The organism is Actinomadura sp. HBU206391, from assembly GCF_014323665.1.
Lineage (GTDB): Bacteria > Actinomycetota > Actinomycetes > Streptosporangiales > Streptosporangiaceae > Actinomadura_C.
Map to the genome: position 1 here is coordinate 1 of NZ_JABVEB010000093.1, position 23,400 is coordinate 23,400.

At 70.5% G+C, this 23,400-nt stretch carries 19 protein-coding genes and 1 pseudogene; 11 read left to right on the top strand and 9 right to left on the bottom strand.

Going from position 1 to position 23,400, the window contains the following annotated elements; all coding sequences use genetic code 11:
* The 8 genes from HKK72_RS23430 to HKK72_RS23465 all read left to right on the top strand — a co-directional run.
* Positions 1-2,111, top strand: a 2,111-nt coding sequence (locus HKK72_RS23430; protein WP_315987409.1) for a serine/threonine-protein kinase, incomplete at its 5' end; no start/stop codon positions are given.
* Positions 2,112-2,113: 2 nt separating this feature from the next.
* Positions 2,114-3,196, top strand: a complete 1,083-nt coding sequence (locus HKK72_RS23435) for a PP2C family serine/threonine-protein phosphatase (protein ID WP_187236569.1) — start codon at positions 2,114-2,116, stop codon at positions 3,194-3,196.
* Positions 3,193-4,494 (top strand): vWA domain-containing protein, encoded by a 1,302-nt coding sequence (locus HKK72_RS23440; protein WP_187236570.1) that lies wholly within the window; start codon positions 3,193-3,195, stop codon positions 4,492-4,494. Before HKK72_RS23435 ends, HKK72_RS23440 begins: the two co-directional genes overlap by 4 nt.
* 4 nt (positions 4,495-4,498) lie before the next feature.
* Positions 4,499-5,188: an FHA domain-containing protein gene (locus HKK72_RS23445; RefSeq protein WP_187236571.1), complete on the top strand. Its 690-nt coding sequence runs from the start codon at positions 4,499-4,501 to the stop codon at positions 5,186-5,188.
* Positions 5,185-6,699, top strand: coding sequence for a hypothetical protein (locus tag HKK72_RS23450; RefSeq protein WP_261987109.1), 1,515 nt, complete (start codon positions 5,185-5,187; stop codon positions 6,697-6,699). Before HKK72_RS23445 ends, HKK72_RS23450 begins: the two co-directional genes overlap by 4 nt.
* A 17-nt stretch (positions 6,700-6,716) precedes the next feature.
* Positions 6,717-7,526: a glutamate ABC transporter substrate-binding protein gene (locus HKK72_RS23455; protein ID WP_187236572.1), complete on the top strand. Its 810-nt coding sequence runs from the start codon at positions 6,717-6,719 to the stop codon at positions 7,524-7,526.
* A gap of 72 nt (positions 7,527-7,598) precedes the next feature.
* Positions 7,599-8,864 (top strand): aminotransferase class V-fold PLP-dependent enzyme, encoded by a 1,266-nt coding sequence (locus HKK72_RS23460; RefSeq protein WP_187236573.1) that lies wholly within the window; start codon positions 7,599-7,601, stop codon positions 8,862-8,864.
* Between the two features lie 102 nt (positions 8,865-8,966).
* A complete protein-coding gene (locus HKK72_RS23465; protein ID WP_187236574.1) occupies positions 8,967-10,085 on the top strand; it encodes a hypothetical protein in 1,119 nt (372 codons plus the stop codon).
* A 14-nt stretch (positions 10,086-10,099) separates the two neighbouring features.
* On the opposite strand, the gene HKK72_RS23470 is transcribed toward HKK72_RS23465, so the two are convergent.
* Positions 10,100-10,954, bottom strand: coding sequence for a fructosamine kinase family protein (locus HKK72_RS23470; RefSeq protein ID WP_187236575.1), 855 nt, complete (start codon positions 10,952-10,954; stop codon positions 10,100-10,102).
* A 224-nt stretch (positions 10,955-11,178) separates the two neighbouring features.
* On the opposite strand from HKK72_RS23470, the pseudogene HKK72_RS23475 reads away from it, so the two are divergent.
* Positions 11,179-13,168: pseudogene (locus HKK72_RS23475) on the top strand (HelD family protein).
* 110 nt (positions 13,169-13,278) lie between these two features.
* Here the strand turns inward: HKK72_RS23475 and HKK72_RS23480 are convergent.
* Both HKK72_RS23480 and HKK72_RS23485 read right to left on the bottom strand, forming a co-directional pair.
* A complete protein-coding gene (locus tag HKK72_RS23480) occupies positions 13,279-14,550 on the bottom strand; it encodes a cation:proton antiporter (RefSeq protein WP_187236576.1) in 1,272 nt (423 codons plus the stop codon).
* Between the two features lie 8 nt (positions 14,551-14,558).
* The gene (locus HKK72_RS23485; protein WP_187236577.1) at positions 14,559-15,041 is read right to left on the bottom strand and encodes a cation:proton antiporter regulatory subunit; all 483 of its coding nucleotides are present in this window, start codon (positions 15,039-15,041) and stop codon (positions 14,559-14,561) included.
* 347 nt (positions 15,042-15,388) lie between these two features.
* Between HKK72_RS23485 and HKK72_RS23490 the strand changes: the two genes are divergently transcribed.
* The gene (locus HKK72_RS23490) at positions 15,389-17,092 is read left to right on the top strand and encodes a hypothetical protein (protein WP_187236578.1); all 1,704 of its coding nucleotides are present in this window, start codon (positions 15,389-15,391) and stop codon (positions 17,090-17,092) included.
* 45 nt (positions 17,093-17,137) lie between these two features.
* Here HKK72_RS23490 and HKK72_RS23495 read toward each other — a convergent pair whose 3' ends face one another.
* On the bottom strand, positions 17,138-17,317 hold the full coding sequence (locus tag HKK72_RS23495) for a hypothetical protein (RefSeq protein ID WP_187236587.1): 180 nt from the start codon (positions 17,315-17,317) through the stop codon (positions 17,138-17,140).
* On the bottom strand, positions 17,314-17,523 hold the full coding sequence (locus HKK72_RS23500) for an HGxxPAAW family protein (RefSeq protein ID WP_187236579.1): 210 nt from the start codon (positions 17,521-17,523) through the stop codon (positions 17,314-17,316). The genes HKK72_RS23495 and HKK72_RS23500 overlap by 4 nt, the downstream gene beginning before the upstream one ends.
* 137 nt (positions 17,524-17,660) lie before the next feature.
* Between HKK72_RS23500 and HKK72_RS42305 the strand changes: the two genes are divergently transcribed.
* The gene (locus HKK72_RS42305) at positions 17,661-18,998 is read left to right on the top strand and encodes a lipase family protein (RefSeq protein WP_187236580.1); all 1,338 of its coding nucleotides are present in this window, start codon (positions 17,661-17,663) and stop codon (positions 18,996-18,998) included.
* Between the two features lie 14 nt (positions 18,999-19,012).
* On the opposite strand, the gene HKK72_RS23510 is transcribed toward HKK72_RS42305, so the two are convergent.
* The 4 genes from HKK72_RS23510 to HKK72_RS23525 form a co-directional block, all read right to left on the bottom strand.
* The gene (locus HKK72_RS23510; RefSeq protein ID WP_187236581.1) at positions 19,013-19,798 is read right to left on the bottom strand and encodes an enoyl-CoA hydratase; all 786 of its coding nucleotides are present in this window, start codon (positions 19,796-19,798) and stop codon (positions 19,013-19,015) included.
* 232 nt (positions 19,799-20,030) lie between these two features.
* A complete protein-coding gene (locus tag HKK72_RS23515) occupies positions 20,031-20,705 on the bottom strand; it encodes a TetR/AcrR family transcriptional regulator (RefSeq protein ID WP_187236582.1) in 675 nt (224 codons plus the stop codon).
* 139 nt (positions 20,706-20,844) lie between these two features.
* Entirely contained in the window at positions 20,845-22,449 is a 1,605-nt protein-coding gene (locus tag HKK72_RS23520) for an AMP-binding protein (RefSeq protein ID WP_187236583.1), read from the bottom strand.
* The gene (locus tag HKK72_RS23525; protein ID WP_187236584.1) at positions 22,446-23,267 is read right to left on the bottom strand and encodes an enoyl-CoA hydratase/isomerase family protein; all 822 of its coding nucleotides are present in this window, start codon (positions 23,265-23,267) and stop codon (positions 22,446-22,448) included. The genes HKK72_RS23520 and HKK72_RS23525 overlap by 4 nt, the downstream gene beginning before the upstream one ends.
* Between the last annotated feature and the right edge of the window lie 133 nt (positions 23,268-23,400).

Sequence of the window (23,400 nt, forward strand, 5' to 3'; positions counted from 1 at the left end):
CGTCCGCGCCGGCCGAGCCCCGCACCTCGAACGCAGGCGGCCGGCGTCCGGCCGCCCGCGGCACGTCGAGCGGCCCTTCCCGGCGCGGGCTGCTCGGCGTGGACCTCGTCGAGGTGCCGTCCATCCCGCTCCGCGATCCGGCCGAGGCGATCCTGCGCGATCCCAAGGTGCCGGAGAACAAGCGCTACTGCAGCAACGGCGAGTGCGGCGAGCAGGTCGGGCGCGGCCGGGGTGGCAAGGCCAGCCGCACCGAGGGATTCTGCCGCTCCTGCGGCACCTGGTTCTCCTTCACGCCGAAGCTGCGGCGGGGCGACGTCGTCGAGGGGCAGTACGAGGTGTTCGGCTGCCTGGCGCACGGCGGGCTCGGCTGGGTCTACCTCGCGCGCGACCTCAGTCTCGACAACCGATGGGTGGTGCTGAAAGGCCTGCTCGACACCGGTGACACCGAGGCACTGGCGGCGGCCGGGGCCGAGCGTGCGTTCCTGGCGCAGGTGCGGCATCCCAACATCGTCACCATCTACAACTTCGCCAAGTCGGACTCCGGCTACCTCGTCATGGAGTACCTCGGCGGGCGGTCGCTCAAGGAGATCCTGCTGGCCCGGCGCAAGGACACCGGCGGCGCCGAGTCGCTCCCGGTGGGCCAGGCCATCGCCTACTGCCTCGAGGTCCTGAGCGCCCTCGGCTATCTGCACGATCAGGGGCTCCTCTACTGCGACTTCAAGCCGGACAACGCGATCCAGTCGGAGGAACAGCTGAAGTTGATCGACCTGGGCGGGGTCCGCCGCATGGACGATGCGGACAGCCCGATCTACGGCACGGTGGGCTACCAGGCACCCGAGATCGGCACCGAAGGTCCGTCGATCAGCTCCGACCTCTACACCGTGGGCCGGACGCTCGCCGTGCTGACCTTCTCCTTCAAGGGCTACACCACGATCCATGCCCACGACCTGCCCGCGCGCGAGGACGTGCCGCTGCTCCTGCGGCACGAGTCCTACGACCGGCTGCTGCGCCGGGCCACGCACTGGGAGCCGGCGCGGCGGTTCCAGAGCGCCACGGAGATGAGCGAGCAGCTCGCCGGCGTGCTCCGGGAGGTGCTGTCGGCCGAGGACGGGCGACCGCGTCCCGCACCGTCCACCCTGTTCGGCCCGGAGACCTACGCGGCGGGCACCGACCTCGGCCCGCTCGGCGACGCCGGTCCGATGTTGCCGCCGCTCGATCCGCCGGCCGCCGCGGCGGCGTTGCCCATACCACTGGTGAACGGCTCCGACCCGGCCGCCGGTGTCCTCGCGGGGCTCACCGCCCGCGACCCCGCCGACGTCGCCGCGGTGCTGACCGCCATGCCGGTGACCTCGCTGGAGGTCACTCTGACGCTCGCCCGAGTGCGGATCGAACTCGGCAGTCTGGCCGAGGCCGGCGTCCTCCTCAGTGACGCGCTCGCCACCAGCCCCGGGGACTGGCGGGTGGACTGGTATCGCGGCGTCGCGGCGCTGGCCGGCGAGCAGTACGCCGAGGCGGTACAGAGCTTCGACGATCTGTACGGGAGGCTGCCGGGCGAGGCGGCACCACGGCTCGCCCTGGCCTTCTCTCTCGAGTGCGACGGCCGGCCGAGGCAGGCCGCCCGCCACTACGAATCGGTGTGGCGCACCGACCGTTCCTATGTCAGCGCCGCGTTCGGCCTGGCGCGGGTGCGCCTCGCCGAAGGCGACCGGCGGGGGGCGATGGAGGCCCTCTGCTCGGTGCCGCGGCTCTCCAGTCACCACGTCACCGCTCAGATCGCCGCGATCACCACGGCCGTACGCGGGCGGTATCCGGCCGGCCTCACCGCAGCCGACCTCACCTCGGCCGCGGCCCGGCTCGACACCCTGCGGCTCGACGCGGGACGCCGGCGGGAGCTGATCGCTCAGATCCTCGAGGCGGCTCTCGCGTGCGTGCTCAGCGCCCACGGGCCCCTGCCGGCCACGACCCTCCTGGGCGCCCCGCTGACCGAGGACGCGGTGCGCAGGAGCCTGGAGCGCACCTACCGCGATCTCGCCCGTCACGCCGACAGCACCGCCGACAGGCACGCCCTTGTCCTCCGGGCCAACGCCGCACGACCGAAGACGTGGTTTTGAGCATGGAGACATCGACGGGCGCACCGGCGGCAGGCGATCAGGCGGACTGCCCGGCCTGCGGCTATCGGGTGCATCTCGGAGACGGGTTCTGCGAGGCGTGCGGGCAACGTCTCGGCGCCCGGCGGTGCGGAGAGTGCGGCGCCGCCGCGCTCGGTCCGGACGGCTACTGCGAGCGGTGTGGCGTGCGCGGCCCCGGCCCGCGCGACCATGTCGAGATCGAGCTGCCGGCCGCCGACGGGATGCGCCACATCGCCCCCGCGATCGCCGGCGGGGTCAGTGATCGCGGCCTGCGGCACCGGCGCAACGAGGACGCCATGGCGCTGGCCGCCTACGCCGACGGCGTGCTGGCCGTGGTGTGCGACGGCGTGTCCGCCTCGCCGCGACCGCACGACGCCTCGCAGGCCGCCGCGGACGCCGGCGCCGCCGTGCTCGCGGAACAGATCACGTCGGGCGCCGATCCGGAACAGGCCACGCTCGCCGCGGTGACCGCGGCGGCCGAGGCCGTCGCCGCGCTGGCCGGCCCCGACGGGGCGCCCGCGTGCACGTACGTCTCCGGAATCGTCGACGGACGGCAGATCACGGTCGGCTGGGTGGGCGACAGCCGTGCCTACTGGCTCACCGACGGCAAGAGCGCCGACGACGCGCACGCACTCGCCTCTGCCGTGCTCACCACCGACGACTCGCTGGCCACCGCGATGGTCGTGCGGGGCCTGATGAGCGAGGCCGAGGCGCAGGCCAGTCCCAAGGCGCACGTCCTCACCGGATGGCTCGGCGCGGACGCAGACGAACTCGACGCCCACGTCGCCGGTTTCGTGCCCGACGGCCCCGGCGTGGTCCTCATCTGCAGCGACGGACTCTGGAACTACCTCCCCGCGACCGGAGACCTGGCCGCCGCACTCTCCGAGACGCACCCACCCGATGAGCTGCCGCCCGGCGGCGTCGCGGACGCGCCACTGACCGCGGCCCGGTCGCTGGTGGGCACCGCGCTCGATGCGGGAGGACGCGACAACGTCACCGTGGTGGTGATCCCCTTCCCGCCCCCGCCCCGACCCAACGGCCAACTCACAGCGGAGCCTCCCAAATGAGTGATCTTCCCGATTTCACCGTCAACGTGGACCAGAACAGGTACCTCCCAGAGGGAGGGCGAGAAGTACACGCGATCGTGAGCGTCGAGGCCTCCGGCGGCCCGTCGACCGGCCCCACCTCCAACACCGCCGCGGCCGAGGTCATCATCATCGACACCTCGGGCTCGATGTCGCTCCCGGCCAAGCTCATGGCGGCCAAGCAGGCCGCCGAGGCGGCCGTGGACTCCCTCCGCGACGGCGTGCGCTTCGCCATCGTCGCCGGCTCGAACTCCGCCAGAATGATCTACCCCGTGGAGCACCGGCTGATGGTCGCCGACGCGGAGACGCGGGCGAACGCCAAGACCGCGGTGGCCCGGCTGGACGCCGCCGGCGGCACCGCGATGGGCAGATGGCTGCGGTTCGCCGACGACCTGTTCGCCGAGCACCGGGACGCGATCCGGCACGCCATCCTCCTCACCGACGGCAAGAATCAGCACGAGATGCCCGAGGAGCTCGACGCGGCGCTGGCGGCCTGCGAGGGCCGCTTCGTGTGCGACTGCAGAGGCGTCGGCACGGATTGGGACGTCTCCGAGCTCCGCAAGGTGGCCTCGGCCATGCTCGGCAGTGTCGACATCGTCGCCGACCCGGCGGATCTCGAGGCCGATTTCCGCGCCATGACCAAGGCGACGATGGGCAAGGCGGTCGGCGGCGTGTCCCTGCGGGTCTGGACGCCGCAGGACGCCAGGCTGCGCTTCATCCGGCAGGTGCTGCCCACCGTCGACGACCTGACCGCCAAGCGCACCGAGGCCGGCCCGCAGCAGGGCGACTACCCGGTCGGCGCGTGGGGCGTGGAGAGCCGCGACTACCACCTGTGCGTCGAGGTCCCGAGCGGCCACGTGGGCCGGGAGCTGCGGGCGGCCTGGGTGAAGCTCGTCGCCGGTTCGGGAGCGGACGCCGAGCAGCTGGCGACCGGCAACGTCCTCGCCGAGTGGACCGACGACGAGGCGCTGTCCACCCAGATCAACCCCCGGGTGGCCCACTACACCGGGCAGCAGGAGCTCGCCGTGGCCATCCAGGAGGGTCTGCAGGCCCGCAAGGACGGTGACGTCGAGACCGCGACCGTGCGCCTCGGCCGGGCGGTGGTGCTGGCGAGTGAGTCCGGCAACGAGCCGATCGCCGAGCTGCTCAACAAGGTCGTCGACGTCGTCGACCCCGTGACCGGCACCGTGCGGCTGAGAAAGCACGTCGACAAGGCCGACGAGATGTCGCTCGACACCCGCTCGACCAGGACCGTGCCCACGCGCAAGGGCAAGGTCTGAGATCATGGCCACCTGCCCCAGCGGACACGATTCCAGCGCGGCCGACTACTGCGACGTGTGCGGCGTCCGGATCTCCAGCGCGCCGGAGCCCGCAGCCCCGCCCGCCGGCTCCGAGACGATGGTCATCGCCGCACAGGGCGAAGAGCGCTGCCCCGACTGCGACGCGCCGCGGACCGGCCGCTTCTGTGAGACGGACGGCTACGACTTCCTGACCGGCGCCGCATCGCCGGCCCGCCCGCTGCCTGAGTCGGCCGGGCCGGCCGGACGGTCCACGGCACCGGGGCCGTGGACCGCCGTCATCGCGGCCGACCGCGCCTATTACGACCAGGTGATCGAGCAGACGCCGTCCGACGCCGAGGCCTCGATCGAGTTCCCCTCGGACTGCCCGGACCGTGTGCTCCCGCTGACCGGTGGCGAGGTCCGGATCGGGCGCAAGAGCATGTCCCGCGGCCTCGTACCCGAGATCGACCTCAGCGGCCCGCCGATGGACCCTGGCGTCTCGCACGTCCACGCGGTGCTGGCACCCCGGGGCGACGACGACTGGGTCCTCATCGACGCCGGCTCGACCAACGGCACCACGATCAACGGCTCGGAGCAGCCCGTCCCCGCCAACGCGGAGGTGCCGGTGAGCGACGGCGACCGGATTCATGTCGGGGCGTGGACCACCATCACCCTGCGGAAAACCGTGTCATGACGGCCATCGCGCCTTCGCGGGTGCCGCCGTCGGCGGGGCCGGCCTCGCCTGCGCCGCCCTCCCTGGTGCTGCCCTCGCCGGTGCCGGATCCGTCGTCCCCGCCGCACGGCCGGCCGCGCGGGCGCACGGCACTGCTGCGGACCACGCCGATGCGGATCCGTGCCCTGACGATCGCCGCCATCCTCGCGATGGCCGGGCTGTTCGCCGTCACGGCCGTCACGTTCCAGAACGCCAGGGACGGGATGCAGGTGATCGGGCACGACGCGGGTCCTCAAGTGGTCGCCACCAGCGACCTGTACTTCGCGCTCAGCGACATGGACGCCCAGATCGCCAACGCCCTGCTGATCGGCCCTGAGCGTGATCTGAGCGGTGCCCGGCAGGCGGCCCTGGACCGGTACGAACAGCGCCGCAGCGAGGCCAACCGCGCCATACTTCAGGCGGCGAAGCTGGCCGGCGAGGACGCGACCGAACAGCGGACGGTGCAGGCCGTGCTCGACGGTCTCGGGCAGTACGAACGGCTGGCGGGGCAGGCCGTGCTCCTCGACACCGAGTCCCGACACGCCCCCGGGCCGCCGCCGCAGAAGGTCACGAGCGTGTACCGCGAGGCGACCGACCTGATGAAGCTGGATCTGCTGCCGAAGGCCTACAACCTGACCCTCGACAGCGGAACGACCGTGCGCCACTCCTATGAGGACCAGCACGCCGCCATCAGCTCGGGACAGGGGTGGGTGCTGCTGAACGGCCTGGTGGTGATCCTCATCCTGGCCGGTCTGCAGGGATACCTCGCCGCCCGGTTCCGTCGCCTGATCAGCCCGGCGATCGCGCTCGCGGCCCTCGGCACCTGCGCTCTGGTGATCGCGAGCGTGGCCCTGCTGTCCGCCGAGGGACGGCAGATGACGAAGGTGAAGGAACGAGGATTCGACTCGGTGCTGGCGTTGTCACGGGCCCGTGCCATCAGCAACAGCGCGTACGCCGACGAGAGCCGCTACCTGCTCGATCCCGGCCGCGCCGACACCTACGAACAGGTCTATCTGGAGAAGTCGCAGGCACTGCTCTTCGTCCCCGCCGGCAGCCTCGACACCTACTACAGGGTGTTGGACGACGCCCTCGACCGGCGGGGCGGTTCACGCAAGGCGGACTTCCTCGGGTTCTACGGAGAGGCGGCGCGGGGCGTCTCGCTGCCCGGCGAGCGGCGTGCCGTCGACGACCTGCTCCTGAGTTACCTGAGCTTCCAGCGGAGCGATCGCCGCATGCGCGAGCTCGTGAGCGACGGCAAGCGCCGCGACGCCATCGAGATCCGCACCGGCGGCGTACCGGGCGGCGAGGACTTCGAACGGTACGACGAGGCGCTGACCGCCCTGATCGCACTGCACCGCGACGCCTTCTCGAGCGCCGTGAGCGACGCCGATCACCGGCTGCGCAGATGGGATCTCGTGCTGCCGTGCTCGGTCATCCTCATCGCAGCCCTGGTCGTCGCAGGTGTCCGGCCGCGGCTGGCGGAATTCCGCTGACCCGAAGGAGCATCCCCATGCGAGCACTCGCAGCGTGCGCCGCGCTCGCCGTGGCTCTCACGCTCAGTGGCTGCGGCGACCCCGGCGAAACGCAGTCGATCACGAGGAAGAAGATCCTCGTCATCGGGGTCAAGCCGGATCAACCGGGCCTGGGGCTGGAGCGCGGCGACGGGTCGTTCGAGGGATTCGACGTCGACGTGGCGAAGTACGTCGCGGGCAAGCTCGGCGCCAAGGCGGTGTTCCGCGCGACGGTCTCGGCCAAGCGGGAGCAGTTCCTGCAGCAGGGAACGGTGGACATGGTCGTCGCCACCTACTCCATCACGGCGGAGCGCAAGAACAAGGTGACGTTCGGCGGCCCCTACTATGTGGCCCACCAGGACACGCTGGTCCGCGCCGGCGACGAGCACATCGAGGACGTACGGGATCTGAAGGGCAAGCGGCTCTGCCAGGTGCCGGGCTCGGTCTCGTGGCAGAGGGTGACCGAGGAGCGCAAGGTGGCGGCGAAGCTCGTGCCCGCCGCCGCGTACGGCGAGTGCCTCACCAAGCTCATCGGCGGCGACGTCGACGCCATCTCGACCGACGACCTGATCCTGGCGGGGTTCGGTGCCACCGCCCGCGGCGAAGTCAAGATCATCAATGCTCCGATCTCCGACGAGAAGTACGGCGTGGGCATGCGGCTCGGCGACGTGGACGGCTGCGAGGCCGTCAACAAGGCCATCACCGAGATGTACCAGGACGGCACCACCGCCGCCCTGCTGGAGAGGTGGTTCAAGAACACGAGCCTGAAACCGACGACGACCGTGCCGCAGTTCGAGGGCTGCGGTTAGCCCTCGGGTCTCGGTGGCCGCGCAGATCTCAACGGTCGGCCGGATACGGCCAGTCCGACCCCTTGCCGACGATTGTTCAACGCGGCCAGGCTGCGCGGCGGGTGCTTCGGCAATCCGCACTCCGACAACCCGACGTCGAGCGCCTCCACCGAGCTGGTCGAACGCACCCGAGCGGCGATCCTCAGGCATTTCAACGCCTCGCCCCGCGAGTACGCGGTGATCTTCATGCCCAACGCGACCGGCGCCTGCCGGCTCGTCGGCGAGTCCTACCCGTTCCGGCCCGGCTCCCGGCTCGTGCTGACCATCGACAACCACAACTCGGCGAACGGGATCCGCGAATTCGCCCAGAGCCGCGGCGCCGTTGTCCAGTACGTCCCGGTCCACCCGCCGGAGCTGCGCACCGGGACCGACGAGATCCGCGCCGCGCTGACCCGCCGCAGACGCCGTCGGGGGCTGCTCGTCTTCCCCGCGCAGAGCAACTTCACCGGCGTGCAGCACCCGCTGAGCTGGATCGAGCTCGCCCATGAGCACGGCTACGACGTGCTGCTCGACGCCGCCGCGTACGTCCCGGCCAACCCGCTCGACCTCGGTGAGGTGCATCCGGACTTCGTACCGGTGAGCTGGTACAAGGTGTTCGGTTACCCGACCGGGGTCGGCTGCCTGCTCGCCCGGTGGGAGGCGCTCGCCCGGCTGAACCGGCCCTGGTTCGCCGGCGGAACGATCCAGACGGCGAGTGCTCTCGGCGGCTGGCACGTGCTGGCCGAAGACGAGACGGCGTTCGAGGACGGCACGCTCAATTTCCTCAGCATCCCCGATGTCGAGGCCGGCCTGTCCCGGGTGTCCGGCATCGGCATCGACCTGATCCACCAGCGGGTGACGTGCCTTACGGGATGGCTCCTCGACCGGCTGCGGGACATGCGCCACGCCGGCGGCTCACCTCTGATCCGACTGTACGGCCCGCAGGGGACGGTCCGGCGCGGCGGCACCGTGGCCTTCAACGTGCTCACCCCGCAGGGCAAGGTCGCCGACGAGCGAATCGTGGCCAGGGACGCGACCGCCCGCCGGATCTCGGTGCGGACGGGCTGCTTCTGCAATCCCGGCGCGGCTGAAGGCGCCTTCACCATCACCGAGAAGGCGCTGACCAGGTCGGTCGGTCGCGCTCGAACACTCGACGACCATCTCCGGCTTCTCGGCCTTCCGAGCGGCGGCGCCGTCCGGGCCTCGCTCGGGGTGGTCTCCAATCTCCGGGACGTAGAGCGGCTGGTCGCCTTTCTCGAGGAGACCTACCGCGACCGGACGCCCGACGACCGCGGCCTGCGCCCGCGCGAGCGCTGCTGACCTCCGACGCCGCGCGCCGATCCGTCCGGTGAGGTCTTGACTGGGCCCTCCGGGGGCCTCTGGGCCCTGTCTGAGAGTGATGTGGGTCACTACGGTTCGGGCATGGTCATGATCTCTCGTCGGCGCGGCGACAGAGGCGAGGGCGCGGTCAGTTATCTCGCAATGGTGCTGCTGCTCGGGGCCGTCGCCGGGGCGATGATGAAGTCGAGCGTCGGCCCCGCGATCGTCAGCACGGCAGAGTCCGCGGTGTGCTCGGTCACGCAGCGAAGTGCCGGCTGCGGGACCGTGACTCCCTCGGCTCCTGCCGCCGCTCCGACTCGGAGGGTGGGCGGGGCTCGGGCCATGGCTCCGATCCTCGCGGCTCCAGCGGCGAGGGCCGCTCCGAAGGTGACTCCTCCGGAGGTGATTCCTCCGGAGGATCTTCAGTGGGCTGACGCCATCGACAACTATCAATGGGATCGCCCGAGCGAAAAAGAGATGTACGCCCCAATGACCTATCCGGGTGGACCGCAGCCAACGTCACCACTCGGTGCGGGGGTCAGCGGAATCACCGCCGCGGAGCCGGCGCCGCCGGCGTTCACTAGAGCGGACAAGGGTTCTGGCCCTTGGCACTACTACGCGGGAAATCCTGCGATGATGCCCGGAATGACCCTCGCTCATCTGCAGCTCTGGAACGCGGCCGACCTCACGGAGCTGCCGCCGGCGGCCTTGGTCGGATACCATACCCCACATGCGGCCCGGAATATAAAGCACTTCCTCGGCAATACCGGAAGGCCACTTGACCAGGACGTCGATCAATTGCTCGTGGATTTGCCGAGTTTTGCAGAAAAGGTCGCCAAGGGACAGGACGACCTAGGCCGCCTGGCGGTCAAAAGGGCACAGCGCGTCGGGTCGACACAGCCGATCACCTTCCCGGTCAACACCAAATGGAAGTCTTTCAACAGCAGTAGAGACGAGGCGAGGAGTTCCCCGGACTGGTATAACGCCCTGGGGAGCAGCTTCACCTACAACCAGACGGGCCAGGTCACGGTACGGCCGCCCGTCCAGGTCGGCGGGCCGTGGCGGTACGACGTCTCGACCAGGGTCAACCTGCGTGATCCATACGACTTCGATGACCGAAACAAGATCGACCATAAGTTGATGATCGGCCTGCACCAGTGGGGCTTCGCTCGTGACTTCCTCGCCTATGGCGCCTCTGATCGGCTCCGCCGTACCGGATGACATCCCTCCGCCCGTCAGCCGTACCGCTGGATCAGCGTGAGCACGCGCGGCCGGGCCCACCCCCGCCCGGTCTGGAACAGCACGCAGAGCAACTCGCGCAGGTGCAGCAGCTCGAGGTGCTCGCGCCAGCCCGGATGGAGCGGGCGGATCTCCTGGTAGGCGGCGAAGAACCGGTCCAGGCCCGGCGAGGCGCCGCCCGGGACCATGCCTGCGATGCCGTACATCATGCTCAGGTCGGCCTCCGGCCAGTTCCACGAGATCGCGGGGTCGATGAGCGCCGGTGAGCCGTCGGCCATGGAGACCACGTTGCCGTGCCACAGGTCCCCGTGCGTCAGCGCGGGGTAGGACGGCGGCACGAGGTCCGGCAGCCGGGCGCAGATCCGTTCGATCGCCGCACGCTGGGAAGCGTCGAGCATCGCCTCCATCCTGGGCTCACGCAGGTAGCGCAGGATCCGGTACCGGGCATAGAACTCGTAGCAGTCCAGGGTCCACGTGTTGACCTGGCGCGTCGGCCCGAGCCAGTTGTCCCGGCTCCAGCCGAAGCGGGAGCCCCGGATCAGGTGCAACCGGGCCAGCGCCCGGCCGGTTCGCTCCCAGAAAACGGTATCGGCGAAACCCGGCACCGGGTTGAGCGCCTCCATGACGAGGTGGCCGGGCCCGACGGCGACGACCCGCGGCGCACCGATCACACCGCTTCGGCGCAGCGCGATGAGGCCCTCCGCTTCCGCATCGAACATGTCGGGCGGCACGCCTGGGGTCGCCTTGACGACATAGCGGGCGCCGTCCGCCTGCGTGGCGATCCAGGCGGTGTGATGGGTGCCCCCGGCCAGCGGCACCACCTCGATGGCGTCGTCCAGGAAGGGCGTCACCCGCCGAAGCCTAGCGCCGACCCATCACCCCGGTCATCGTGCGGCACGGTCTTTGCTCCCCTGCTCGGGAGGAGTGGTCACTTTGCCGGGCGCGGTGGACATGATCCGCCAGCGGCTGAAGAGCCTTTCGCGAACGGCACGCATATCAAAGAAGGGGTTAGAGCTGTTATGTTCTATCACCCCTTTTTCATGCTTAATTGAATGGTAAGGAGTTTAGCACAAGAATGGCTCCTCGTCAATTCAATGGGGCCCGTGCCGAGGCTCTGCGAGTAGAACAGGCCCATGTCGCCAAGGCGTACGAAGGGCTCGACGACGCGCGCCGGCGCACTGCGGCCGCACTGCGTGACGTTTACGGATCGGGCACCGCCGGGTGCAGCCGGCAGGCCCGCCTCGAACGGGAGGTGTCGGCCGACGAGAACGCCCGCCGGCTCGCGCGGCTCACGGCCGTGGAGCGCGGGCTCTGCTTCGGCCGCATCGATCATGCCGACGGCGAGACTCTCTACATCGGCCGGATCGGGCTCCACGACGAGGAGTACGACCCGATCCCCATCGACTGGCGGCGCCCGCGGCCCGCCCGTTCTATGTGGCCACGCCGGCCGATCCCGGGCCACTGGCCCGCCGCCGCCACCTGCACACCCGTGAACGCACAGTGGTCGACCTCGACGACGAGGTGTTCGACCTCGACCGGCTGGACGAGACCGACCGTCGCACACTGGTCGGCGAGGCGGCTCTCCTGGCGTCGCTGCGGACCGGCCGGACCGGCCGGATGAGCGAGGTCGTGGCGACCATCCAGACCGAGCAGGACCGGGTCATCCGGTCGGGTCTGCGGGGTGCGCTCGTCGTGCAGGGAGGACCCGGCACCGGCAAGACCGTCGCCGCGCTGCACCGGGCGGCCTACCTGCTGTACGCGCACCGCGCCACGCTGGAGCGACGCGGCGTGCTCGTGGTCGGGCCGAACGCGGTGTTCCTGCGCTATATCGGCCAGGTGCTCCCCTCGCTCGGTGAGACCGACGTTGTGCTGTGCACCGTGGGCGAACTGCACCCGGGCGTCCGCGCGACCGCCGACGACGGTCCGGCCGCGGCGGTGGTGAAGGGCGACCTGCGGATGGCCGAGGTGGTACGGGCCGCGGTGCGAGATCGCCAGCGCGCACCGGAGCGGGACGTGGAGGTGGTGATCGACGTCCGGACCTCCCGCCGCGACGGGGTCGAGGTGGTGGTGGAGCGGATGGCGCTCCGGCTGGACCGGCACGCCTGCCGCCGTACCCGCGACCGCGCGCAGGCACTATCGAGACCGCACAACGCGGCGCTGTGGGAACAGCTCGCGGTGCGGGAGGCCCTCGACGCCCTGTGGCCGTCGCTCACCCCGGAGCGGCTCATAGCCTGTCCGAACTCGAAATGCTCGACGCCGGCGCGCTCGCCGACCGGCAGCGCGACACCGGCCCCGCGCGGACCACGGCCGAGCGTGCGGCACGCGACCGCCAATGGGCCTACGGCCACGTCATCGTCGACGAGGCGCAGGAGCTCTCGGCGATGGCGTGGCGTACCGTGATGCGCCGGATCCCGAGCTGGTCGCTGACCGTGGTCGGCGACATCGCGCAGACGAGCTCGGCTGCGGGGGCGCGGTCGTGGGGCGAGATGCTGGACCGCCACGTCGGAGGCCGCTGGCGCGAAGTGCGCCTGGAGGTGAACTACCGCACCCCGGCGGAGATCATGGAGGTCGCCGCCGACGTGCTGGTAGCCGTGGCCCCCGACCAGGAGCCCCCACGGTCGGTGCGCGGCGGCGAGACTCCGCCGCGAGCCGTCCGCGTCGGCGCCGGGGAACTCGAGCAGGTGCTCCCCCGTCTGGTGCGGTCGGAGCTCACCGCGATCGGCGAGGGCAGGCTGGCGGTCGTGGTGCCGGACGCCCGGAACGGCGAGATCGCCGCGCTGCTCCCGGACGTGGTGCCCGGCCTGGCACTGGAAACCCTCGACGCCCCCGCCGCCGTTCTCACGGTCGCCCGGGTCAAGGGGCTGGAGTTCGACGCGGTGGTGGTGGTAGCTCCCGACGAGATCCTCCGCCAGTCGCCCAAAGGCGGCCAGGACCTGTACGTGGCGATCACGAGAGCGACCCGGCGGCTGACCGTGGTGCACGAGGCGGAGCTGCCGGATTTGCTCGGAAGACTCACGCGACCGCCCTCGCGCGGGAGCGTCAGCCGTACCGCCGGATCAGGCTGAGCACGCCCTTGAGAAAGGGCGTCACCCGCTGAGGCCTAGGACGCGGGCAGCCGATGCGGTAGGCCCGTGCGGCAGGCCTGCTCCGGCCCGTCGGTGGGGCTTGGTCACCGCTACTCCTGCTCGGGAGGGGCGGTCACCTTACCCGGGACGGTGGTCGCCTCATCGGATCTGCACGGCGGCGGTTCGCCCTGCTCGGCCTGCGCCGCCGCTCGCGCCCGCCGTTTCCTCCGCCGCAGCCAGGCCTTCATCACCGGCTCGACCGCTCGCGCGGCCAGCGGCCCGATGATGGCGAGGGCGAGCACGTAGGCGGCCGCCAGGGTCGCGAGCTCACGATCGGCGTCGGCGGCGACGGCCAGCCCCGCGATGACGATGCTGAACTCCCCGCGCGGGATCAACGACGTGCCCGCGCGCGCACGACCCATCGGCCCGACACCGGCCCGCCGTGCCGCGATGTATCCGGTGGCGATCTTTGTCACGACGCCGGTGACGGCGAGCGCGATGGCGACGCCCGCGACCGGCGCCAGGTGGGCGGGGTTGGTCTGCAGGCCGAAGAAGACGAAGAAGACGGCTGCGAACAGGTCCCGCAGCGGGGACAGCAGTTGCCGCGCGGTGTGCGCGATCGGCCCGGACAGCGCGATGCCGACCAGGAACGCGCCGACGGCCGCCGAGACGTGCAGCTTCTGCGCGACGCCGGCGACCAGGATGGTGAGGCCGAGCACCTTGAGCAGCAGCACCTCGTCGTTGGGCGAGGCGACGAAGGCCTCCAGCTGGCGCCCGAACCGGAGCGCGACGATCAGCACCACGGCCACCGCGGTGACGGCCACCCCAAGGCTGAGCGCTCCGGAGGCGACGCCCCCGGCGGCCAGCAGTGTGGTCAGCACCGGCAGGTAGACGGCCATGGCGAGGTCTTCCATGACCAGGATCGACAGCACGGCCGGTGTCTCGCGATGACCGAGCCAGCCCAGATCGGACAGCACCTTGGCGGTGATGCCGGAGGAGGTGACGTAGGTGACGCCGGCGAGGACGACGGCGGCGACCGGACCCCAGCCCAGCAGGAGCGCGGCGACGGCGCCGGGCGTGGCGTTCAACACCAGGTCGACCAGGCCGGCAGGTGCGGAGCGGCGCAGGTTGCCCACGAGCTCGTCGGCCGTGTACTCCAGCCCGAGGGTGAGCAGCAACAGGATGACGCCGATCTCGGCGCCCGTGGCGATGAACTCCTGACTGGCCGAAAGGGGCAGGACGCCTCCGACGCCGAAGGCCAGGCCGGCGAGGAGATAGAGGGGGATGGGCGAGATGCTCGCGCGGGCGGCCAGAGTGCCGACGAGGCCGAGTCCGAGCAGTACGCCGCCGAGTTCGAGCAGCAGGATCGAGAAGTCGTGCATACGTGGCCTCAGCCCGACGAGAGGATGTCGGCGACCGCGGTCGTGCCCTCGGCGGTGCCGACCACGACGACCACGTCCCCGGCGGCGAACGCGAAGTCCGGCGTCGGGCTGGCGAGCACCTCACGGTCGCGCACGACCGCGACGATGGACGCGCCGGTGCGCGTCCGCGCCCGGGTGTCCCCAAGGGTGCGCCCGTCGTAGGGCGACCCCGCGCCGATCGGTATGCGTTCGCTGACCAGACCCTGCACCTGCCGTTCGAGATCGGCGAGGCGCTCGACGATCCGCGACGCGGCGAGCAGCTCGGCCAGCCCGTCGGCCTCCTCCACCGTCAGCACCACGGTCTCGCTGGTGCTGTCGGGGTCGTCGGCATCGTAGACGACCAGGTCACGACGGCCCGAACGGTGCGAGACCACCCCGACTCGGCGGCCTTGCCGGGTGGTGAAGATGTGCAGAAGCCCGATTCCCGGCAGCGCCGATCGCTCGAAGTCCACCCGGCGTCCATCCCTTCACGTCCGACCCGTCGATCACGCCCCTGAACTAGCTCGCGAATCGCCTGCGCCATGCGGACGCGAACGGACGACCAGATCGCCGGGGGTGAGATCCGTGTTCTGACCGTAACAGTGAAGATCAGCGCTTCGCGAAACCCGGTGCCGTACCGAGCCCTGCTGTGATCGACTGGCGAAATGCCGGGATTCGCATCGCACGACCCGGCCATGCCGGCGTACCGCACCCCCGATCGCGGGGTGCCCGCACCGGTGAACGCGTCTTCGGGTCCGTGCGTCCAAGGGAAGATCTGTGCGACCAAGATCAGCCGGCCTGGCGGCATTCGGGAGGAACCGTGACCCCTTGGAAGCGCACCGCGTGGATCGCGGGGCTGTGGCTCTGGATCCCCGTCCTGGTCGGGCTGATCGGGCTGTTCTTCCACATGTTCATGTCGGGCACGAAGACCACACAGGTCGTCACGCTGTGGTTCCAGCGCTCCTTCCTCCCGCGCGGAGACCTCTTCACGCTGCCGGCCGTGACCTGGCTCTGGGTTGCGATCGGGCTGCTCCTGACCGCTCTGGTCCTCAGTTTCGACGAGGACGGCGAGTTCGGCCTCGACTGGATGTCGCCCTGGCGGTCAATCGCGGTGGTACTGCTCGTCCTGACCGGCTCCGGCGTGATCCTCATGCCGGTGCCGTCCGCTCTGTGGGACAACGACAAGGACCGGCAGCGCTTCTACGGCAGCGCCACCGTGTTCCACGTGCCCAGCGTGACCAGCCCTCCGGCCTCGGTCGCCAAGCTGGTCGAGGGCTCCCGGCGGGGCAAGGACGGCTGCGACCGGATCGGACGCCACGACGTGCGCTCCTGCGTGAAGGTCGACAACGGCTATCCGGCCCTGCGCTGGGAGTCGCGGACGTCCTCCCTCGCCGCGGCGCGGACGGCGATGAAGGCGGCGGCCTCGCCGGTGGCCGGGGTCAACGTCATGGAGTCCACCTTCGCCTACCAGTGGGGCTCCTCCCCCAACACCGGGCAATGGTCAGCGGTGCTCGACGGCTCGGGCGGCGGCACCCCGGCGTACGGCGTCGCTCAGTGGGACGGGCGGACCAACTCCGCGCAGGTGTGCCGGTTCGGAGCCGGCAACAGGTTCGAGCGGGCCTTCGGCGGCAGCGGACGCAACAGCCTCCGCAACCTGCTCGCTGACCGCCACCCTGATCTGATCTACACCGACAAGGACATCTGGGGCTACTGCCAGGGCGACCGGCCCGTCATCGTCATCGCCGTCCAACGGCCGCTCGACCATCGCCAGCGCACCGTGACCGTGGCCGCCGGAGTGCTCATCCTGGAGGGGTCGGCGAGCGGCCGCCCGGACATCACCCATCGGCCTCGGGTCAGGCCGGGAGAGCTGCCCGGCCCGGTCTACCCGATCTCGCTGGTGCGCACCCAGCGCGACGCCGCGCAGTGGGCCGCGGGCCGCGGTGAGTACAACAACTCCTTCGGGCTGGAGCCGACCGGGTTCCAGACCCAGCAGGCCAACCCGGGCGAGTACCTGCTGCGCGGTGCGGACCGCCGCCTCTACTACGTCACCCCGCTCACGCCGCGCGACACCTCGTCGGAGTTGTTCGTGGCGTACGGGATCGTGCCCGCCGACCAGGTCGACTCCGGGCGGCTGAACCGCTACGACCTCTACACCCTCGCCGACGGCGACCCGAACATCGCCGACCTCAACGCGCTCTACGTCAAGGCCAAGAGCGTGGCGTGCGCCGGAACCCTGGAACAGTTCATCCCGCTCGGCGGGCAGGAGTGGCGGGTCTACGGAGTCGACGGGGGGCAGACCCTCTGCTACATCGACGTCTCCGTGAACGGCCAGGTCCAGCCCCGTACGGTACAGCGCCCCACCGAGGGCACCGAGGAGACCACACCGCCGCCGTCCGGCTCCGAGGAGCCGCGGCCGTCGAAGAGCCAGTGCGGTCGTTCGCCGACCGAGTTGGGCGACCGGCAGCTCGCCGAGTGCCTCGCCGACTTCGCCGACGAGGTACGCCGCCGAGCGAACCGCGGCTGACCGCTGCCGCGGGAACGGTGCGGGAGGCAGGCGACGGAGGTGCCGTCAGCCGGCCATTTCGATCATGAAGAACGCGGCGAGGTGGGTCAGCACCACGCAGACGATCAGAGCGAAGAAGATGATGGCCGCCGGCCGGTGCTCGAAGTGCTTCCCCGGCTTGAGCGGGCCGAGCTCGCGCTGGCGCGCCGCGATGCGCTCCTCGAGCGGGGGCCGCTTAGAGATCATCTGCGCTGCTCCTCCAAGACCACATCGCTCATGATGTCGACGACCAGGGCCACGAGGCCGCCGGCCACGACGACGCCCGCCCCGACCCAGAACAGGATCCAGTTCGGGCCCATGGGGAGGGCGATTCCCCCGAGGAGGAAGCCCGCAAAGATCACGACGACCGCGATCCATGACGCCGGGCGGCCCGCATGGCTGTTGCTCGACATCGTGTCGATCCTCCGCAGTAGTAGACGAGATCGGTACGCCAAAGGATATGGTCACCGGCGCGAGCGTCGTCCACGCCCCCCTCGCGAAGGCCCCGCTCCCCGTCCCGCCTTGATCCGCCGCGCCCGATCACCTCACGGTGATACGCGGGCTTGGTCAAGAGCGGGGATTAGTATTTCGATCATCGGGAATGGTTGAACCGTCCTTTCGCGTCATCCGGGGGTTCACACTAATGACAGAAACCGTAAAGCGCAGCAAGGGAACCGGCAAAGCGAACTCGGGCAGGCTCTATCCCAGGGATACCGTTGAATTCGATTGGGAGCAGCGGCTGCAATCCGTGCTGGCGAACGGCGGTCTTCGGGTCCATGACGTCAAAGCCCCGAACTACGAGTATCTCCGGCCGTTCGACGAGTCTCCGGAGAGCCGCGGCTTCCCGGTCCACGCCGACCTCGTCGACCATATGCTGACGGTGCGGGAGCACCCGGATCCCATCATCGAGCATGCCCTCGCCACGTGCGCCGGGTATGCGTATTCGGATGCCGAAACCCTCTCCACCATCATGGCGCGAATGGGCATGAAGGACAATCGGTGCCGAATGATCCAGGCTATCGCCGAGCCGATGTTCATTTGTTCCACCGCGTTCTTGATTCAGAGCGCCGACGGTAGGGTCGCCGTTCTGTGCTACCGAGGAACCGAGCCGGCGAACCTCATCAACTGGCTGACCGGCTGGGACGTCGAACCAGAGCGCATCGGCTATCAGTTCGGCGACCCGTGCGCCGGTGTGCACGGCGGTTTCTACCGCAACGTGCGGGCGACACGCTACGAGGTCATGCAGGCGTTGCGCCGCGCCATGGAGGGCGAGCCGGTCCGCGGTGCGCTCAACGGAGAACGCGACCACGAACAGGGACGGCTGGAGGCGCTGTACATCACCGGGCACAGCCTCGGCGGGGCGATGGCGGCGCTGATGGCGGTCATGCTGCAACATGAGCGGAAATATGCCGAGCTCGGCAGGCTGCTCACCGCCGGGACGGTCTATACCTTCGGCCAGCCCATGATCGGCGATCCCGGCTTCGCCGCCGCCTGCCAGAGGAATCCCTTCCTGCGCGACAAGGTCATCCGGTACGTCTACGACGACGACGTCGTCCCGCACCTCCCACCACGCACCTCCGGGCCGTACCGGCATTTCGGCCGAGAGCGCCGGTATGAGATCCCGCACCTGAAAGAGAACGTGTTGAGCCGGATGGCGCGGCTGGGGTGCGTCTACCGGCCCAGGCAGGGAGAGTGGCAGGAAAGAGAGCACCCCACCTCACAGATGCCGAGTGCCCTCGGCATGCTGCTGGGGATATCGGCCTTCGCCGCCCGCCGGTCACAGCTACTGCGTTCGCTTCCCGCCGTCTATTCCTATGAGGACCACCTGCCCCACCACTACATCTCCGCCCTCACTCCGTACGGAGCCCTCAACGAGTTCGGCGATTGAGCGGAAGACCCCGCTCAATCGCCGCGCTGGCGCCCTCGCTCGAAGCGGGCGGCGAACCGCGCGACCTCGGGATGCGTTGCGCTCTCGGCCTGCGCCCATGCCTCGAACTCCACGACCGATTCGAGATCGCCGTGTGCGGCCAGCCGCACCGCGCTCTTGAGATCGCGGGCCAGCTCGGAGCGCAGGCCGGCGTGGCGCTCGGCGCGCCGTAGCGCCTCCGCGAGGGGGTCGGGTTCGACGGCGAGCACGAGACCCTGCGCGAGCGCCTCCGCGGCGGACAGCGCGCCGCCGTCCAACATGATCGCCAGTGCGCGTTGCGCCCCGAGCTCACGGGTGAGGAAATAGGTGCACCCTCCGCCGGGGTGCAGCCCGATCCTGGTGAACGTGGCGGCGAACTTCGCCTCCGGCCCCGCGATCCGCAGGTCGCAGCACAGCGCGAGGTTGAGCCCCGCGCCGACGGCAGGCCCCTGTACGGCGGCGATCGTGGGGATCTCCAGATCGCGCAGTGCGAGGAAGCTCTGGTAGTACGAGCGCAACCGCTGCCGAAGCTCCCCCACGGGCCGGCCGGACTGTTCCGCCCCGAACAACGCGGGCAGGTCGGCGCCGGCACAGAATGACGATCCCTCGGCTCCGACCACGAGCACGCGGGCGCCGCCGTCCTCCCGCACGGCGGCGATGGCCGCGCTCAGCTCCACGCGCATCCGGTCGCCCAGGGCGTTGCGGCGCTCCGGGTCCGCGAGCGTGATGAGCCGCACCCCTTCCGCCGGCGTGTCCAGTCGTACGGTCTGCCACTGCGTCATCTGTGTCTCCTCGGCGTTCAGGGTCGCTCCTCGGCATTCAGGCGGACGTCGACAGAACATCTCACAGGGCACGGCCGGTGCCGGTCGGCCGGTGCATCGGCCTCGGGTCGGCGCGGTATCGCCCGCCCGAGCGGATTCGACCGGGAATCCACCGATCACGGCGCGCCCGGCTACGAAGCATCTGTGTGATCAGACGCGCGCCTGCGGCAGTCAGGCTGCCGCAGGCGCGTGCTCACCCGTGCCGCTCACGGAGGAAGTGCTCTGGACCGGCCAGCCGGAGGTCGGCTCGGCGGATCGGTCCGTGGTGTCCGGTCGCGCGCACGACCGCCAGCGCGCTGTCGGCGTAGAGGCCGCAGAGGGTGGCGAGCGGAACGTCTCCGGTGGGGCGGTACCAGTGTGAGACACCCGTGCACATCTCGAGCAGCGCCAGAGTCGTGATCTTGGGTTGCTCCACGTCGAAGACGCCCTGCGCGGCGCCCTCTTCAACGGTGCCGCGCCACAGCGCCTCGTATCCGTCGCGCATCGCCAGAATCCGCTCACGCCGCTCTCCGGTCAGGGCCCGTACCTCGGTGTCGCCGACGAGCGTGGTCAACCGGTCGCTGCCGTGCGCCCAAACGTGCTGTTCGACGAGCATGGCGAGCCGTTCGGCGGAGCCCTCGTAGGCCGCGCGGATCTGCTCGCCGGCGGTCATCAGGGGCGCCATGCCGGCGATCATGATGTCGACCAGCAGGTCGTCCTTGCTGCCGAAGTGGTGATAGAGCGAGGAGAGCGTGGTGTCGGCCGCAGTCGCGATGTCGCGGATCCCGGTGCCGTGGAAGCCGCGTTCGGCGAAGAGCCGGATCGCCGTGGCGCGGATGCGGTCCGGCGTCGACGTCTCACCGGCGGTGGCGGTACGTCTGCGCGGCATTCTTCGGCCTCCTGAGCAAGGTGTGGGGGTCGGCGGCGCCGTGACGGGCACGACCGGACGCAACGGGTACACCCGAGCCTAGGGACACATCCGGGCGCAGGACACACGCTCGGGAGCGGTGCGCGGTCTCATCGACCGGCTACGTGATCATCTGACCGTCCTCTCTGCTGGATACGTGGCCGCCGGACCCGCGGTCGTGCGTCGACCCCGTCACGCCGCGGGTCTTGAGCCGGTGCTTCTCGATCTTCTCGGTCGGTGTCTTGGGCAACTCGGCGACGAAGTCGAGGTAGCGGGGCACCATGTGCCGCGCGAGGTTGCGAGCGCAGAACTCCAGCAGTTCCTCCGCCGCGAGGGAGCGCCCGGGTCGCAGCACGATCGCGACCATGACGTCCTCTTCGGTGAGTTCGCTCGGCACGCCGTAGGCGGCCGCCTCGAGGACGGCCGGGTGGCGGTCGATCACTTCCTCGATCTCCAGCGCCGAGATGTTCTCCCCTCGCCGCCGGATCACGTCCTTGGCCCGGCCGGCGAAGTAGAAGTAACCGTCGGCGTCACGGTGGGCCAGATCGCCGGTGTGGAACCAAAGGTCGCGCAGGGCGCTCAGAGTCTCCTCGGGCATGCCGAGGTAAGCGCTGAACATGACCGCGGGCTCGCGCGGCCGTACGCATATCTCGCCCACGCGACCGGCCGGCAGCTCGAACCCGTCGGCGTCGAGCACCCTGACCTCGTAGAGCTCGATGGGCCGGCCGCAGGAGCCCGGCCGCCGGGGAACACCGGGTTCGTTGGACAGCACCATCCCGGTGTCGGTGAGCCCGTACGGCTCGACGAGCTCCACCCCGAAGCGGTCTTCGAAATCGCCGGCCCAGGCCGGCAGCGGAACGCCCCATGCGAGGCGCACCGCGTGAGTTCGGTCGCCCGGCCCCGCGGGCTGCTTGTACAGCATGGCGAGCGTCGCGCCCATGAAGTCGAAGACGGTGGCGCCGGCCGCGCGAATCTGGTCCCAGAACCGGCGTACGGAGAATCGGCGCACCAACGCCGCCGTCGCCCCGAGCAGGAACGCCGGTGCCACGGTGAAGACGGCGGCGTCGACGTGGAAGAGCGGAAATGGGCAGAAAAGCACGTCGTCGCCGCGTAGCCCCATGCGGCGGGCGAAGACCTCGGCCTGCCGCACCACGTAACGGTGCGGCAGCACGCAGGCCTTGGACCGGCCGGTGCTGCCCGAGGTGAACAGCACGATGCTCGCATCCGCGCCGCTCACCGGCCCACGGCCGCTCATCGGAGCGTGGTCGAGCAACGTCGCCCACGGGCGGAGCCGTACCCCCGGGAGCGATCCGATCGTGCCGCGCAGCAGCACGGTGCGCAGACCGGGCAGCCGGTCGAGGATGTCGCGTGCGGCACCGACGTGGTCCTCGTCGAGCACCAGCACTCGTGCGCCCGTCGTGGCGAGGGCGTGTGCCAGGCCGTCGCCGATGAGCGCGGTGTTGACGGCCGCGGTCGCCGCTCCCAGGCGGTCGAGCGCGAGCCACGTGACGACGAACTCGGTGCAGTTGGGCAGCATGACCGCGACGACGTCCCCCGGCGCGACCTCCGACGCCCGCAGGCCGGTGGCGACCCGTCTCGCGCGGTCGTCCAGCTCCGCATAGGTCAGCGTGTCGTCCTCGACCCGTAGCGCCGGCCGATCGGGCAGTTCCCGGGCGCGGGCGGACACCACATCGGCCAGGCACCGGCCTTCGAATTCGGAGGTCATCGCCGCTCCTTGCCGCGCGCGAGGAAGGCGCCGAGCCGCAGGCGTGCCTCCCCACTGCCGTAGGCGGTCATGCAGGCCGTCGACTCGGCCTCGAGAGCGGCCGGAAGCGGTGCTGCGACCGGTCGCCTGAGCAGGTCACGGGTGAGCTCCAGAGCGAGCGGGTCGCGGGCGGCGATGAGCTCGGCGACCTCGGTGGCGTGCGCGGCCAGGTCCCCGTCCGGCACGACGGCGCCCACCAGACCGGCCGAGAGCGCCCAGTCGGCGTCGTAGATCCGGCCGGTGAGCGCCATCTCCGCGGCCCGCCCCGCGCCGACCACCCGAGGCAGCAGCAACGAGGCGCCGTTGGTCATCACCAGGCCGAGGCCGACCTCAGGGCAGCCGAACGTCGCGGAGCGCGCGGCGATCCGTACATCGGCTGCCAGCGTGAGCTCGAGTCCGCCGCCCAGAGCGGGGCCGTTGACGGCGACGACGACCGGCTTGGGCGCGGCGACGAGCATCCCGGTCAGCGTCTGCATCCGCTCCAGCACCTCGGCGAACTCGCGCGGTGACGCGGACGCGGCCTCGCGCAGGTCGTCGCCCGCGCAGAACGCGCTGCCCGCCCCGGTGAGCACGATCACGCGGATCCGCCGGTCCTCGATGAGGCTCCGCACGGCCTCCAGCAGCTCCGACAGCATCGCGCCCGACAGCGCGTTGCGCACCTGCGGCCGGTTGAGAGTGACCCGGCCGATCGGCCCATCGGCCGACACCAGCACGTCACCCCCGAACGTCTCGGTCGTTTCCGCCGCCGCGTGTGGCCCGAGGTCGCCGCCTGGCTCCATGAAGTCCTCCTCGTCTCGACGATGGCCCTTATTGTATCGATCGATCGATTGAGAACAAGGCCGGGACCGGTTAGTGCCTTCAGGGCGGATTGCCCGCTCTGCCATCTCGTTGTCATGGAGGTGGAGGGAGAAT

Excerpts from the sequence above, each read along its gene's own strand:
- HKK72_RS23435 (WP_187236569.1), top strand. The coding sequence starts at position 2,114 with ATGGAGACATCGACGGGCGCACCGGCGGCAGGCGATCAGGCGGACTGC.
- HKK72_RS23500 (WP_187236579.1), bottom strand. The coding sequence starts at position 17,523 with ATGTCGAGCAACAGCCATGCGGGCCGCCCGGCGTCATGGATCGCGGTC.
- HKK72_RS23495 (WP_187236587.1), bottom strand. The coding sequence starts at position 17,317 with ATGATCTCTAAGCGGCCCCCGCTCGAGGAGCGCATCGCGGCGCGCCAG.
- HKK72_RS23465 (WP_187236574.1), top strand. The coding sequence starts at position 8,967 with ATGGTCATGATCTCTCGTCGGCGCGGCGACAGAGGCGAGGGCGCGGTC.
- HKK72_RS23515 (WP_187236582.1), bottom strand. The coding sequence starts at position 20,705 with ATGCCGCGCAGACGTACCGCCACCGCCGGTGAGACGTCGACGCCGGAC.
- HKK72_RS23455 (WP_187236572.1), top strand. The coding sequence starts at position 6,717 with ATGCGAGCACTCGCAGCGTGCGCCGCGCTCGCCGTGGCTCTCACGCTC.
- HKK72_RS23440 (WP_187236570.1), top strand. The coding sequence starts at position 3,193 with ATGAGTGATCTTCCCGATTTCACCGTCAACGTGGACCAGAACAGGTAC.
- HKK72_RS23450 (WP_261987109.1), top strand. The coding sequence starts at position 5,185 with ATGACGGCCATCGCGCCTTCGCGGGTGCCGCCGTCGGCGGGGCCGGCC.
- HKK72_RS23445 (WP_187236571.1), top strand. The coding sequence starts at position 4,499 with ATGGCCACCTGCCCCAGCGGACACGATTCCAGCGCGGCCGACTACTGC.
- HKK72_RS23510 (WP_187236581.1), bottom strand. The coding sequence starts at position 19,798 with ATGACGCAGTGGCAGACCGTACGACTGGACACGCCGGCGGAAGGGGTG.
- HKK72_RS23525 (WP_187236584.1), bottom strand. The coding sequence starts at position 23,267 with ATGGAGCCAGGCGGCGACCTCGGGCCACACGCGGCGGCGGAAACGACC.
- HKK72_RS23480 (WP_187236576.1), bottom strand. The coding sequence starts at position 14,550 with ATGCACGACTTCTCGATCCTGCTGCTCGAACTCGGCGGCGTACTGCTC.
- HKK72_RS23520 (WP_187236583.1), bottom strand. The coding sequence starts at position 22,449 with ATGACCTCCGAATTCGAAGGCCGGTGCCTGGCCGATGTGGTGTCCGCC.